The sequence below is a fragment of the Clostridium akagii DSM 12554 genome (genome assembly GCF_000686725.1).
In the GTDB taxonomy this organism is placed as follows: domain Bacteria; phylum Bacillota; class Clostridia; order Clostridiales; family Clostridiaceae; genus Clostridium_I; species Clostridium_I akagii.
Genome location: NZ_KK366007.1, coordinates 93,750 through 109,071, shown reverse-complemented (window position 1 = coordinate 109,071; position 15,322 = coordinate 93,750). Strand labels below are relative to the sequence as shown.

At 32.2% G+C, this 15,322-nt stretch carries 14 protein-coding genes; 5 read left to right on the top strand and 9 right to left on the bottom strand.

From position 1 onward, the window contains the following. Nucleotides 1–12: 12 nt before the first annotated feature. From BR66_RS0116085 to BR66_RS0116065, 4 genes are all read right to left on the bottom strand, one after another. Complete coding sequence (locus BR66_RS0116085) at nt 13–651, bottom strand: hypothetical protein (protein ID WP_051624275.1); 639 nt, start codon at nt 649–651, stop codon at nt 13–15. A 20-nt stretch (nt 652–671) separates the two neighbouring features. Then, nucleotides 672–3,098, bottom strand: a complete 2,427-nt coding sequence (locus tag BR66_RS0116080) for a beta-glucosidase family protein (RefSeq protein ID WP_026883806.1) — start codon at nt 3,096–3,098, stop codon at nt 672–674. Between the two features lie 65 nt (nt 3,099–3,163). Continuing rightward, on the bottom strand, nt 3,164–6,061 hold the full coding sequence (locus tag BR66_RS24110; RefSeq protein ID WP_051624274.1) for a beta-glucosidase: 2,898 nt from the start codon (nt 6,059–6,061) through the stop codon (nt 3,164–3,166). A gap of 277 nt (nt 6,062–6,338) precedes the next feature. Next, complete coding sequence (locus tag BR66_RS0116065) at nt 6,339–7,220, bottom strand: LysR family transcriptional regulator (protein WP_026883805.1); 882 nt, start codon at nt 7,218–7,220, stop codon at nt 6,339–6,341. A 231-nt stretch (nt 7,221–7,451) separates the two neighbouring features. Between BR66_RS0116065 and BR66_RS0116060 the strand changes: the two genes are divergently transcribed. The 4 genes from BR66_RS0116060 (at nt 7,452) to BR66_RS0116045 (ending at nt 10,236) form a co-directional block, all read left to right on the top strand. Then, a complete protein-coding gene (locus BR66_RS0116060; protein ID WP_026883804.1) occupies nt 7,452–7,682 on the top strand; it encodes a FeoA family protein in 231 nt (76 codons plus the stop codon). A gap of 1 nt (nt 7,683) precedes the next feature. After that, on the top strand, nt 7,684–9,444 hold the full coding sequence (gene feoB / locus BR66_RS0116055) for a ferrous iron transport protein B (protein ID WP_026883803.1): 1,761 nt from the start codon (nt 7,684–7,686) through the stop codon (nt 9,442–9,444). Nucleotides 9,445–9,484: 40 nt separating this feature from the next. Next, nucleotides 9,485–9,646 carry a FeoB-associated Cys-rich membrane protein gene (locus BR66_RS25325; protein WP_084156541.1) on the top strand — a complete coding sequence of 54 codons (162 nt, stop codon included), beginning with the start codon at nt 9,485–9,487 and terminating at the stop codon, nt 9,644–9,646. A 200-nt stretch (nt 9,647–9,846) separates the two neighbouring features. After that, a complete protein-coding gene (locus tag BR66_RS0116045) occupies nt 9,847–10,236 on the top strand; it encodes a SatD family protein (protein WP_026883802.1) in 390 nt (129 codons plus the stop codon). Here BR66_RS0116045 and BR66_RS0116040 read toward each other — a convergent pair. Together BR66_RS0116040 and BR66_RS0116035 are read right to left on the bottom strand one after the other, a co-directional pair. Continuing rightward, nucleotides 10,219–11,052 (bottom strand): DUF3307 domain-containing protein, encoded by an 834-nt coding sequence (locus BR66_RS0116040; protein ID WP_035796466.1) that lies wholly within the window; start codon nt 11,050–11,052, stop codon nt 10,219–10,221. The two genes, BR66_RS0116045 and BR66_RS0116040, sit on opposite strands and share 18 nt — an antisense overlap. 2 nt (nt 11,053–11,054) lie before the next feature. Beyond that, complete coding sequence (locus BR66_RS0116035) at nt 11,055–11,822, bottom strand: SatD family protein (RefSeq protein WP_084156540.1); 768 nt, start codon at nt 11,820–11,822, stop codon at nt 11,055–11,057. A 148-nt stretch (nt 11,823–11,970) separates the two neighbouring features. Here BR66_RS0116035 and BR66_RS0116030 point away from each other — a divergent pair, with 148 nt between their 5' ends. Further along, nucleotides 11,971–12,954, top strand: coding sequence for a DMT family transporter (locus tag BR66_RS0116030; protein WP_026883799.1), 984 nt, complete (start codon nt 11,971–11,973; stop codon nt 12,952–12,954). Here the strand turns inward: BR66_RS0116030 and BR66_RS0116025 are convergent. The 3 genes from BR66_RS0116025 to BR66_RS0116015 all read right to left on the bottom strand — a co-directional run bounded on the left by BR66_RS0116025 (nt 12,951) and on the right by BR66_RS0116015 (nt 15,238). Beyond that, a complete protein-coding gene (locus BR66_RS0116025) occupies nt 12,951–13,778 on the bottom strand; it encodes a methyl-accepting chemotaxis protein (RefSeq protein ID WP_026883798.1) in 828 nt (275 codons plus the stop codon). The two genes, BR66_RS0116030 and BR66_RS0116025, sit on opposite strands and share 4 nt — an antisense overlap. Before the next feature lie 138 nt (nt 13,779–13,916). Continuing rightward, a complete protein-coding gene (locus BR66_RS0116020; RefSeq protein ID WP_026883797.1) occupies nt 13,917–14,381 on the bottom strand; it encodes a chemotaxis protein CheX in 465 nt (154 codons plus the stop codon). Next, on the bottom strand, nt 14,363–15,238 hold the full coding sequence (locus tag BR66_RS0116015; RefSeq protein ID WP_026883796.1) for a response regulator: 876 nt from the start codon (nt 15,236–15,238) through the stop codon (nt 14,363–14,365). Before BR66_RS0116015 ends, BR66_RS0116020 begins: the two co-directional genes overlap by 19 nt. Nucleotides 15,239–15,322: the final 84 nt, after the last annotated feature.

The window sequence follows — 15,322 nt, the reverse complement described above, 5'->3', positions numbered from 1 at the left end:
TGTCAGCTACCTTTATATATTATCTTGCTTTTCAGGCTCATTTTTGAAAATTATTTTAAATATAGGGAAAAATACCCAGAAAGAAATCGCAGCGTTTATAATCATAGTAATAGCATCTGATATTGTTTCACCAGCTGACCCCATTCCCAATGTGTTCATGAATAAGTGATATATCGGAGCTTTGTAAAGCCCCTGAAGAGCAGCAGCACCTATTGATATAATAATGTAAGCAATTACATACCCAAAAGCCGACTTCAAAATGTTGCTGTTTGACTTAAATGTTATGTTCCTCTGGACAAAAAAATTAATAATCTGTGCTATGGCCATAGATATTTGAACTGCAAGGAAATATGCAATTCCTCCCCCTCCTCCTGATGAAATTGAACCTGCTGCGTAATTGAATACATAATAGGCACTTCCATTAAGATTATGACCAATTTGACCAATCTGAAAATTTGTACCTACTAATGATGTATGTCCAAAGCCAACCTTAATCATAGGCATTAAAACCATTTGTAAAATCGTTATTCCATTACTCAGCATAAAAAATACTATGAATTGCGCAATATTAGGATGTTTTTCCTTGTATTTTGCCCAAATACCTATCTTTCCTGCAACTATTTTATTATTTTTATTTTCTTCGCTACTCATTTTCACAGCTCCTTTTGCACTTATGCTATTTTTTTAGCTTTTGCCGCCTTAACCATCTTACTTCTTTCCTTCAATAAATGATTCAAGCCTTTAAAAAAATGACCATTTACTATCATCAAGATGCCATTAAGCATTGGAATATTCAAAGCGCCACCTGTCATTCTGGCAATTCCCCTAAAAGGCATATGATATATAGACATCATGATAATATTAGCAGTACTCCTCTTGCCTATTTTTCTTAAAAACCAATATGCAAAAACAATCATGTTAAATGCAAACCTTGCAAATAATCCCTTTGCATATTTGCACTGTGCAATAGTATCGTTATAACCAAGTGGTTTTGTTCTATCCCATGTGGATACTGGCACTTTACATCCAATCAAATTCTCAAATTCTTCTGTGACCACATTGTTTACCTTTCCTGAATAATAAGATGTAAGTTTGTCCTTATCATAGGGAAGTGGCGCTCCTGAACCTTCCATAAAAATAGTATCTTTCAATCTGATATCGGCACTTGATGCACCAATCATGATTTTATATTCTGATGCTTCTACTTCCCATTTATTTGTCTTTATGTTGAAATAGCGAAAAGTTTTATCATCAAAAGGTATTGTTACTGACTTTGTTTCACCTGCATTTATAAATATCTTAACAAATCCTTTTAATTCCTTTTTGGCCCTGAAAATATTCTCAGATTTACAACCTACGTACAGCTGTGCTATCTCCATTCCTTGAGTACTCCCTGAATTGGTTAATTTAAATGTTACTCCATTCTTATTAACCTCTATACAAGAATACTCAAAAGTTGTATAACTAAGTCCATATCCAAAAGGAAAACGGACCTCTACATTGGCTGCATCATAATAACGATAACCAATATAAATACCTTCTCTATATTCTACACTCACTTCCTTACCAGGAAAATTCTTAAAGGACGGTGTATCTTCATAATGAATGGGATATGTTTCTGTAAGTTTTCCTGAAGGGTTCACATCACCTGACAAAACTCTGATTATAGCTTTAGCACCTGCTTGCCCACTTAAATATCCATGTAATAATCCTTTTACCTTATTAATCCATGGCATTTCAACTGCGCAGCCACAAGAAAGAATCGCTACAATATTCTGATTAACTTTTTGCAAAGCATTTAATAACTCTATTTGATTATCCGAAATATTCATATTTTGTCTGTCCAGTCCTTCAGCTTCAGTAACCTCATCTAATCCAATATATAAAAGAATGACATCTGCTTCTTTAGCAAGTTCACATGCCCTATCTATTCTTTTATTACTTTTCTTACCGTAACGTTCAAAGCCAGTTTCATATCCAATGCTAACAATTCTAGATTCCTCAAAACAATCTAATGTATGGTCCAAAATTGTTGGATTTACCACAGATGATCCTGCACCTTGGTATCGTGCTTCTTTTGCAAAATCTCCTATTACAGCAACTTTTGTACCATTTTTAAGCGGTAATATATTTTCCTCATTTTTAAGTAGCACTATTGACTCTTCTGCCACTTCCTGTGCCACTCTATGATGCTCTTGCATATCAAACTTCTTATGAGCTTTTTTATATACTTCCTCTGTTGTAAAAATAAGTTCAAGTAATCTGTCTACACTCTGGTCTAATACGTCTTCTTTGATTTTTTCGCTTTTAATTGCTTGAATAATTTCTTCATTGGTCTCCCCTGCCGTTGTGGGCATTTCTAATTCGTTACCGGCTATAAGTCCTGCCACCCGATCATTACTTCCACCCCAATCTGTGATAACACAACCCTTATAATTCCATTCACCCCGCAGAATATCATGCATCAAATGCATATTTTCATTGGTATAAGTACCATTGAGCATATTATAGGAAGACATTAGTGCCTTAGTCTTACCTTCCTTAACTGCAATTTCAAATGCAGTTAGATAGATTTCCCTAAGAGCTCTTTCATCAACTATTGTATTAATAGACATACGTCTCTCTTCTTGATTGTTTACACAAAAATGCTTTACACAAGCTGAGATTCCATGTGACTGAATTCCTCTTATATAACCTGCTGCCATTTTACCTGTAAGATATGGATCTTCACTGAAATACTCAAAATTTCTTCCGCATAAAGGATTTCTCTTCATATTAATACCAGGTCCAAGCAAAACATTAACCTTCTGTGAAACAGCTTCTTCTCCAAGATACTCTCCAATTTTTTGCCCAAGTTCTACATTCCAACTATTTGCTACAGTTGCAGCTGTTGGAAAACAAGTTGCTGGAACGCTAGAATTAAGCCCAAGGTGATCTGCTGCCGCTTCCTGCTTTCTAATGCCATGGGGCCCATCAGCAAGAAATATATTATTAATTCCAAACCGCTGTATATCCTGAGTTTGCCAAAAATCTTTTCCTGACATTAATGATGCCTTTTCTTCTAATGTCATCTGACTTATTATCTCTGCATATTTCATATATTCACCTCTATATAGATAGACTGCCTTAAGGCAGTCTATCTTTAGTATTTTTTATTAATAACTTAGATGTTTATACCTATCTCTTCATCATCTTTCTTCTTTTTACTTAAAGTAAAGAAGAAACCTGTACCAATAGCTAAAACAAAAACTATATCAACAGCAATTGTTATTTTAACCCATGTTGGAATATCGGTACTAATATTTGCTTTTATAGCACTGCTGTTTGCCACATTATATAAAATATTGTGAGAAGCATCTCTTAATGCCCATAAAGTATCATTACTCTTGGTATTTGCGTAAGGAACACCTAGTGGTGCAGCACCAGTAAGATAAATATCATTACCGCCCCTTATACCCATTTCAAAATCCATGTAAGGATATGCATTCAAACCTCCTCCGTTCATATAGAAATCAGTTTCTACCATGCCTTTAAAGCCCCATTCATTACGAAGTATCTGATTTAGAAGACCTGAACTTGCTCCAGCCCATGTATTACCTATACTGTTAAAGGAAGACATGGCTGCTTTGGCACCACCCTCTTTAACTGCAATTTCAAATGGCTTTAAGTAAATTTCACGAATTGCTTGTTCATTATCCCATATCATTACTCCGTTAGTACGATTAGTCTCCTGGTCATTTAAAGCAAAATGCTTTATATAAACATATCCACCTTTACTCTGGTATCCCTTAGTCACAGAAGCTGCCATATTACCTGAAACAAGTCCGTCTTCAGAATAATACTCAAAATTTCTCCCCCCAAAAGCTGTACGGTGAGTGTCCATAGCAGGAGCATACCAACCGGTAACACCATATGCCTTAGCCTCATCTCCAATACACTGTCCCATCATTTCAGCTAAGTTGACATTCCAAGTGGATGCAACTAAATCTTCAGCAGGAAATGCAATACCAGACACTTTTACCTTAGACATAAAATTAGTGATAGCTGAGGGTCCATCATAATCTAAAGTAGCAGGCTTACCCACTGACGCTATCTCTGTAGTTTTATATCCTCCATTTACTACCAAGCTAACCATATCATCCACGGACATCTGGTTAAGCAAAGTATCCCATTTTTTATCATTATAGTCGATTCCAGCATAATCTTTTAGTTTCTTTCCATTTTTCGCATCTGTAGTAGGTGCCGACTTATGCTTGTCAGCTGATACAGCATACCTTTTACTGTTAATATAATTAACAAAATTAGAATCTACAAGTTTACCTTTTACTGTAGATGTACTCCCATCTTGATTCTTAATAGAATAAGTTTTGCTTGCATCAATATCTTTAATATTTGCAAAACTATTGGCTCTAGAAAGATATGTAGATATACTTCCATTACCAGTGACATTACCATCAAGTTGGTTTACAGCTGTTTGCTTATCAGTGGAACGTGATGTTGAGTCAAAGACAACTTGAGAAAGGTTTTTTGAGCCTACATCAGCTATTTTTTCATGAGAATTATTCATAAGCATAAGCTTGTATTCACCTTGTTCAAGAACATATGATCCTTTTAAACTATAAACTTTATTAGAGTCATAAGAAGCCATATCTTCTACTTTAAATGAAAGAGTAACTGTTTCTGATTGTCCCGGTTTTATAACACCTGTTTTCCCAAAAGCACCAAGAACAATTGAAGATTTCTCTACTTTCCCTGTATACGGTGCAGAGTAATAAAGCTGAGCTACATCCTTTCCAGCGACTGTTCCAGTGTTTTTTACATTTACCTTTACAGAAATATTTTTATTATTCCATGTTAAACTGTTAGGTACAACTTCCTGCTTGAAGTTAGTATAGCTAAGTCCATAGCCAAGCGGATACTGTACCTTTTCTTTGTAGTTAATTGCACCTTCTGATGCTGCCGTTTCATAATAACGGTATCCCACATAAATTCCCTCTGAGTAATCTACATAATTGAGTCCAACTTTTTTTGAATCAACTGCCTGTGAGTATGAGCCATCAGCATTTTTGATTACATAGTCATTATTACCAAAGTTCTTAGTTGCAGGCGCATCTAAAAGGTCTGTAGCGTAAGTATCTACTGTTCTACCTGATGGATTAACAGCGCCAGATAAAACTTTTCCAATGGCATTGAATCCGTTTTGTCCTGGTCCTGCAATATTAATAACACTCTTAATCTGACTATAATCCTTCACCCAATTAAGCTCAAAAGTATTACTGCTATTAACAACAAGAATTACTTTACTAAAGTTTTTTGTAACAGCATCTACCATGCCTTTTTCTCTATTACTAAGTTCTAAATAATGTTTGTTTGCATCAAGATCATCTTTATTGCCAAATTTTTGTCCTGTAGCTCCCTGTGAACTTCCCTTTGGATTAAAGGTATCCTTACCATCCAAACTTGTTGGAAGGTCTGCACCTTCTCCACCTGCACGTGCAATGAATATAATCGCAGTATCAGAGTAATTCTTAGCTTGTTTCATTCTATCTGTTGAATAAAATGAAGCTTCTGGCTCTGGTATTGTCCAGTCTTGTCCATTCATTGCTACAGTTGGTCTTTGCATTTTTAATGCCACATAGTCGTTGTACAATTTTGTATTTACCTGAAAGCCTGCAGCTTCAATACCCGCTTTAGGTGTAACAGCAGTTGTTGTATCTGTTGAACCAGAACCTGTACCACCATATATCGGATTCGTAAAACTCCATCCGAAAACGTTTACCTTAGTCTTATTCGCATTTGATGTTTTCATCGGCAGAGTGTTGTCATTATTTTGAAGAAGTACAATTCCCTCATCTGCAATTTGTTCAACAAGTGATTTTGATTTATCACGAGCAGCAACTGCCTGTTTGCTAGTAACGTTAATTGTTGAAAAGTACGATGTAATTATAGCTGAAAAGTGTGCCAACGCTATATTTCCTATCATAACGATTACAAGTAGCACTGACATTACAGAGCATTTTATTATACGAGACTTTTTTCTACTCATTTTTTTATTTTTCATATTCTATATTCCCCCCATTAATAAAACTAATGTTTGTTACAATGATTTTTTTACTTCTCACTAACTTAAACACGCGTTTCCCCCTATATTTATTTGCTAATGCCATGTGCTATTTTACCCCATCACCATATTGTATTAATTTATCATAATCAACATATTTAATTTAACACATCTCAATAAGAACCTCTATCATCCAAAAGTTAGCGGTATAAACTTTTAGTTTACACCATAAAAAAGCCGTTTTGATTGGCTTTTTAGCACATCAAAACGGCCTACTTTATTCTTTTTTATATTCTTTTACATAACTTCGAAATAACGCTACTGCTTTAGACTGAATAACTCTTTTTCTTGTAATTAGATAAATATTCTCAGGGATTTTTTCCTTCAGTCTTATAATTTTTAGATTAGCATCCTTAATTGCCTCTTCAACAAAATCTACCGAAACTGCTACTAGTCCGTTAGCTTCACATAGTCTATGTGCAGTTATAGGATTACCAATTTCATATTTTATATGAGGTGTAAACCCATATTCTAGACATTTATCCACCAAACTATGCTCTTTACCTGGTTCCACAGATTTTAATACCAAAGATTCGTTTTCCAATTCCATTATTGAAATTTCATCTTTTACTGCTAGCGGATGCGTTTTAGAAACTAACACCACTAGTTCACCAAGTAAAATCAACTGATATTCACAATTTTCAATTTCTTCATGTCCCATAATAAAACCAACATCAAATTCTTCTTCTTGAAAAAGGCTACCGATAGAATATTCATCCGGAAATTCTCTTAATTTCATTGGGATATTGGGATAAATTTCAGAAAACCCAAACAACAAATCCACAGGCAAAGCCAATGTTGTAGCATAAGTAACCGCAACACTTAAATTTCCTTTTCCACCATTCATAATACTTATTTCCTTTTTAATATCTTCCATAAGATAGCATATATGTTTAGCTCTGGCATATAATAGTTCACCACATTCTGTAACTTCCATTCCATGTGGTCCTCTATAGAATAATTCTGCTTTCAAATCCGCTTCCAATTGTTTTATAGCCTTACTTAGTCCTTGCGGAGTAATAAATAAATCCTTGGCGGCCGAAGTAACACTTTTTTTCTCATAAACCTTGATGAAATACTCTAATGCCTCTGTATTCATAACTTTCCTTTATACGCATGTTAATGTTTAAGATAGTGATGTAATTATAGCATACTATATATATTTTTTACACTCTTACTTTTCTTCATTTCTATAACTTCTCACTAGTCACTTAGCTTATCACCAGGTAGCTCTTAACTGTTTTTATCATTGACACCCCCTGCTAATCATGTTAATATATAAATATAAATGACAATCATTTTCAATTACATTAAATAGGGGGGCGTTTAAATGAGTCTAAGCGAATTAAAACCCGGTGAGATCGGGATTATCAAAGATATTAATTGTGATGAAAAATTGACTAAGAGGCTACTTGCTCTAGGCTTTATCCAGGGAACTGAAATAAAGGTACAAACTTCAGCACCATTTGGTGACCCCATAATTGTACATGTTAAAGGTTGCAACATGGCAATAAGAAAAAAAGATGCCAATAAAATATCATTGGGATTGGAGGCTATATAGAATGATCACAGCAGCACTTATTGGTAACCCCAATGTTGGAAAAACTACCTTGTTTAATTCTCTTACTGGTTCTAATCAATATGTTGGAAATTGGGCTGGAGTAACAGTTGAAAAAAAAGAAGGCTTTTTAAATAATTCAATAAAAATTGTTGATTTGCCTGGAATTTATGCTATGGATACCTATTCAAATGAAGAAAAGGTATCAAAGAATTTCTTACAAAATGAAAAGGTTGATGTAATAATAAATATAGTTGATGCATCAAATTTAACTAGAAATTTATATTTAACAACCCAACTTACTGCTTTTAAAATACCTATTATTTTGGTATTAAACATGGTTGATGTAGCTAAGAAAAAAGGATTAAACATTGATTATAAAAAATTAGAAAAAGAATTAAATGTTAAAATTATTCCTATAGTGGCTTCGAAAAACACAGATATTGACAAAGTCATTGATGTGCTTAAAGAAGGCAATTTTTTTGGAGAAGCCATTGATAATGATTTTCATTTTAGAAATGAAGATGAGGCATATCAAGCTATTGAGGCTATATTAAAAAAATGTACACAACAAACTCCTAACCTAGGCAAAACACTTACTGATAAAATTGATAAAATATTTTTAAATAAATTTTTAGCTTACCCGATTTTTGCACTTATTTTAGTAATAATATTTTTATTTACATTTTCTTGGGTGGGTGGTCCACTTCAAAACCTTCTTGACAACGCAGTGAACGTTGCACTAATACCTGAACTTCATATACTTTTAGCTTCATCAAGTCCTTGGTTTAGTTCATTATTAATTGACGGAATAGTTGGAGGCGTTGGATCTGTTGTAGTCTTTTTTCCACTTATTCTGTCGCTATTCTTCTGCATTTCAATTTTAGAAGATAGTGGATATATGGCAAGAGCAGCATTTTTAATGGATAAGATAATGACTAAGATGGGTCTCTCAGGTAAAGCATTTATACCTTTAGTCATGGGTTTTGGTTGCAGTGTTCCATCAATAATGTCTGCAAGAACATTAGAAAGTGAAAAGGACAGAAAGTTAGCGGCTCTTTTAATACCTCTAATGTCCTGCAATGCAAGGCTTCCTATATATGTTTTATTAACTTCAGTATTTTTCCCAAAACACCAAGGTTTAGTTATAGGTTCCTTATACCTTTTAGGAATTGCACTAGCATTTTTAATCGGAATATTATTCAAAAATACTCTGTTTAAAAAAGATGATGAACCTTTAATAATAGAACTTCCTGATTATAAGTTTCCTGAAATTAAAAATCTTTTATTTCACACTTGGGATAAAGGTAAGGGTTTTATAAAAAAAGCAGGAACAATTATATTTTCAATATCAATAATTCTTTGGGTTCTTTCAAACTTTAGTTTTACTGGAAAATCAAATATAGATACAAGCTTTTTAGCATCTATCGGACGCTTCATTTCTCCTATATTTAAGCCTTTATGTTTTGGTAATTGGCAAAATTCAGTAGCTTTGTTAAGTGGTCTGGCTGCAAAGGAAGTAGTAGTAAGTACTATGGGTGTACTTTATGGTGCAAACCTTGCTAAGGTGATACCAACCTTCTTTACTCCCCTTACTTCATATGTATTTTTAGTTTACGTTTTATTATATCCACCTTGTATTTCTGCTTTAGCCACTATGAAAAAAGAATATGGGAATAAAATGGCTTTGTTTGCACTTACCTATCAGCTAGCACTAGCTTGGGTTGTTGCATTCATAGTATATAGAATTGGAATTTTACTTTAGACTATATTTATAATAATAAAAAATTATTGGAGGTTTTTTTATGATAATAGAAATAATAGTAAGTGGGCTTATAATTATTGCTGCAGTTGTTATATTTGTTAAGAATATAAAAAAACAAGCTTCAGGTGAGTGTAACTGTGGTAGTAGTAATTGCTCATCAAGTTGCGCTTCAGCAAATCAAAAAAAGAAAATTACTAAGTAATTTTAAAATTTTTAGGGATATGAGTTAGGTTTTACAAATCTAGCCCATATCCCTATTTTATTGGAATTTTCGCTCCAATAAAAATTCACCCTTACCTTGTCACTTTTCTTTTTCAAGTTCATATTATAGAGTATAGATTTAAGTATTAACTTGTAATCAGTTAATATTTATTTATTTACTTTAATATTGAGGAGATTATTATGAATTATTGCACTATTATTTGTGATATAAAATCATCTAGAAAACTAAAAGACAGGGACATAATTCAATATAAAATCATAGAAATGCTAAAAGCAGCTAATAATAATTTCGCAGAAATAATCGCATCACCTTTTTTAATCACACTAGGTGATGAGTGGGAAGGTCTTCTAAAGTATCCATGTAACTTCTTAGATATACTCTCATTTTTCAACACCTATATTCCAGATGTTAACTTTTATACAGGTATAGGCATAGGGAAAATAATTATTAACGATTTTGACCTAACGGTTAACCAATTAGATGGTCCATCATTTTATAGATCTAGAGAAGCAATAAATTATGCTAAATCAAAACAATTACCACTGGTTGTCTTATTTGATAACTGGTAACACGTTTAAAGTACTTATAACAATTCCCCCTGCAATAGCAGATATAAAACTTATAAATGTACCAATTAGAAAATATTCTGCAAAACTACTATCATCAAGTTTTTTAAATCTTGCAATTGATTTAGCTGTAAGTGCAAATCCAACCATAGATGGCTCACCTATGGCAATAACTATCATAATGAATATTCTCTCCAATACACCAATAATAAACCCACCATTAGCTATTCCACCCTTCTGCTCCATAGTTCTGCCAAATATATAAAAACCTTTATCTACAAGTTTTCTGTATTTATTAAAATTAATATAAGCTATAAATTTTTTTATGAATATTCCACTAAAAAAGGTACACAGTAAAAAGATGATAATGCTTATAAGGCACCTATCAGTGAACCCTATGGTTTGTCCGTATAATTTCAATACATTAATGTTATTATTCATAATATTTAAAGCTATTATTACTATTGCTCCTAGATGAAGTAGTTGATCAAATAAAAATAACAAAATACTAATTTCAAAAGATGGTCTCATTTTAATAAGATATGATTTTAATTCATCAATGAAAAAATGTACTAATGCTATTAAAGCTGCTAATTCTAATATTCTAATATAGTTTATTAAAATAATTAAATTTATACTTCTAGCCGCAGATAGGATTGTAATCATTAATAGAAAATGGGCAAAGCTATGTATAATATTACCTTTTATATTTTTAGCTGTGCTTCTACAAGCTCTTAGCATTAATATATTTTTACTCTGAAATACAAAGTCACCAAGAAAATGACTTATAAATAGTAGTAAAACAATTCTAAGATCCATTTTCATATACCTTCTTTTATTTTACAATATAATCTTAATAGACTTTCAATATTTAAATTATTATTTTTTATAACGAAATAATTTGATCCATTTATCTTTTGGCTTATATCCGCTTTAGAAATGCTTTCACCGTGTTTTACCATATTGTTATAAGAGCCAAGCTTATCATATAATTGTATTGTTTCCCACTGTTTTTCTGTAACTTTATGCTTTAAAATTTCGTTATTTTCAATCATAGAATTGATAATCTTATTAAATGTTAGTATTTGCTTTTGGTTATCGATTGTTGTAATAGCAACTTCACCAAGATAAGCAGTTTTATTTGGAAAGACCTGATTAAAACTCAAATCATCAGCATTAAAGTATACATTGTTTTTTTTGCTGCTTATATGCTTGTTATAAAACCTATTTTTATTTTTTGCTATATTAAGGGCTTCCCTTGCCTTTATAAAACACTCTCCATCCATAAGTCTTGTATCCTTGTAAATGCCAGTACTTATAGTTCCAATCCCAAACCCAGAATATACCAATATATCATCTTTTCTAAGAAAAGTTTGGAAAGTATTTATTATTTCATAGCCCTTATATGGTTTACTTAAAACAATTTGCCACTCATCACCTAAGGTCATTGTGATTGGTGTTAAAAGTAAGTCACTGTTTTTATTGTTCATGTATTCCAAGTATCCAAGTATTTCTTTTTGAATATAATCTCTGTTACTAGTATTCCGTGAGTCAACTATATCCATGTTAATAACTCCGTATAGCTTCATAGCATCATCCCTTAAAATATAATTTTCCTTATACACATTATATCATTATTGTTTTTACAAAAATAGTAAATAAATATTCAAATTTAATCTTTTTGCATTTTAGTTGTATAATAGATAGTAGTAATCCAACTATTTTAGGGGGCATTTTATGAAACAAGGTTATATTTACATTGCATTGTCGACTATTTTATTTAGTACCATGGAAGTTGCCCTAAAACTACTTTCAGGTCAGTTTAATCCTATTCAAATGAATTTTCTCAGATTCTTCATAGGTTCTGTTATACTTCTACCTATCGCTATTAAAAATTTAAAGTCCAGGCATCTTATATTAAATAAAAATGATTTTAAATTTTTTATGTTAACAGGTTTTATATGTGTTGTAGTAAGTATGAGCTTGTACCAATTGTCCATATTATACAATGAGGCCTCTATTGTTGCCATATTATTTAGTTGCAATCCTATATTTGTAATTCCTCTTGCACACTTTATGTTAGGTGAAAAAATATATAAACACACAATTGCTTCTTTGATTATTAGCCTTATAGGCATTGTGTTTATACTTAATCCATTTAGACTCACAGGTAGTATTTTAGGCATGGTCCTGATCTTTTTATCTGCCGGTTTTTTTGCACTATATGGTGTGGTAAGCACAAAACAAAGTTCAAGATACGGTGGAATTGTATGCAGCTGTTTTAGTTTTCTAATTGGTAGTGCTGAAATGTTAATATTAATACTAATATCAAAAATTCCTACTGTAGCTTCGGCACTTACCCAAGCAGGATTTAAATCATTTGCAAATATATCTATTGTACGTGGTATAACCTTAACAAATATACCTAGTTTAATTTTTATTGGTGTATTTATAACAGGTCTCGGCTATTCATTCTATTTTCTAGCAATGGAAAAAACATCTGTTGCAACATCCTCAATAGTCTTTTATCTAAAGCCAGCTCTTGCTCCTATTTTATCCCTTATAATTTTAAAAGAAGCTTTGGGTATAAACACCTTGATAGGTATTGGATTAATACTTTTAAGTTCTTTCATAACACTTTTATTTAATTCAATTAAATCAAAGACCACTTATTCAAATGAAGAAGAAAACCAAGAAGAAACAGCTACTGAAAATTTTTAAATTTCAGTAGCCAATTTATTTAAAATCATAGCATTTGAATTAAGTTCTTCTATAGATGCTGTGATTTCCTCAAAGAATGATGACTGTTCTTCATAAAAAGAATTTGATTCTTCTACGCCATTGGATATATTACTTACAGTTTTTCCTATTTCTTTCAATACTGAATCTATTTTTTTTATTGACTCGGTAGTTGAATTAGATAGTTTTCTTATTTCTTGAGCAACTACACTAAAACCTTTCCCTGCTTCTCCTGCTCTTGATGCTTCTATAGCCGCATTAAGCCCAAGCAAATTTGTCTGGCTTGAAATATTTTTAACAAACTTTACAATGTTATCTGTTTCTTTAGTAGTTTCAGAAGCTTTTTTTGCCTCCAAAATCATGGTTCCATTGGTAATACTTAACTGCTGTGACTTGGTTAGCATGTTTTGAACCGCTAAAGATATTTCCCCTAATGAATTAGCTAAATTTTTCGAGAACTCAATTACTTCCAATCTTCGCTCCATACTTTTTCCAGCCACAACACACCCTATTACATCACTACTAGAATTTTTTATAGGAACAGCGTAGGATTTAAAAGCAACATCATAAATCTCTTTTGGTACGTCCTTAATAATTACCTTACCTGTTTTTATTGCGTCAAAAATCGCTCCACCCTGAGGAACTAAATCCCCTACAACTGCTTTCATTGGCAATTCTTCATTAAGCAATAAACCCAAATATTTCTCCCTGTCTGTAATAGCAAAAGCTACATTCTCTTCAAAAAAATTATTTAAATAAGGTAATACAATGGAGAACGCTTCCAATACATTTTCATCTATATCCATAATACAATACCTCCGTTTTGCATTTGTTATGTCATATATATTATCGTACTATTTTCAAAAACATTCACTATGAATAAGGATGCAACAAGATTTTTACAAATAAATCTCATTACATCCTTATTTATGCTATTTTCTATTTTATGAAATTCTATCTATGGCTATATTAATTTCAAAAGGCAAACCTAATATTAGCATTTCCACACAAATCACCTTGTCTGAGCTTGCAGTGGCTGTAAAATCCCCATACATCAAAGTCGGTGTAGATATATCTATACTTATGTCTTCTTCTGAAAAACCCATAGATGCATTTGCTGTTAACATATTAGTAAGTTCCGAAATGGCACTTTGGGCCATTTCATCTAATTCACTAACTGGCATTCCCATCATCATAGAGGATGCAATTTTTTTAGCACACTCTACAGTGGTACCATAAATTACATTTCCTCTTAGATCACCAACAATTCCAACATTTATTAATACACCAGGACTTTTTATAGTCTTACCTTTAACAGATAAACTTTTTCTCTTAAGATCACTTATCCCAAGTTGTGGCATTATATTCATAAGTGAATCAAGAAATGGATTTATATATTTGACATCCATTCACTTGACCCCCTTTGAAAACCTATACTCATGTATATCTCTCCGAAATCTGATTTAGCAATTGCGGCTGTAACACTTTCAAGGTCTGGCTTAGATATATTCAATGAATTACCATGGAATATTGTTGGAGGTGCAACTCTAAGTCCAAATAATTTATTTTTCTTATTTACTACGGAACATGCATTTCCTGCAATTATATTTACTATTTCACCAATAACATTAAACATTTCCTGAGAATTTTTAGGCGCTCTTTTTAACACATTTGTAGAAAGCTTTTCTGCTGTCTCATAGGACAAATCAAATAACAACCTTCCAGAATATTTTCCTATTATACCCATAACTACTGAAATCCCTCTTGACACTAGTTCTACACTAGGAATTGTTTTTTCAGCAAATTCAGGTAATGTTTTTGTAAGCTTATTAAATGAATCTACAAAGCCTTCTTTAAATACTGTATAATATAATACTTCTAGCTCCTTGTACAGTTCTCCATCTGCCATAATCCTATTTATAATTAATGAAAGTTCTTCCTTATCAGCTGGTTTTTGAACATATCCGGCTACATGATTTTTTCTTGCCTTCCTTACTATTTCTTCATCCATCATAGAGCTAACTATTATAACATTTATATTTGGATCAATAGCGTGTACTGCTCTAGTGCATTCTAAACCATCTGTACCAGGCATAGTCATATCCATAGTTACAACATCAGGTCTTAATTTTCCTACTACTTCAATGGTTTCTTCTAATGAACTTGCATCCCCTATAACCTGGAATCCACTTTCTGTTAGTATATCTGTTAATAGAGCAATTGAAAAAGGTGAATCATCAACAACAACCACTTTAATTTCTTTCATTTTGACACCAACTTTCTCATTATTAATCCTTGCTTAAATTATACATTAGTTATAATATTTTCGCAATTGACATAATTATTACTT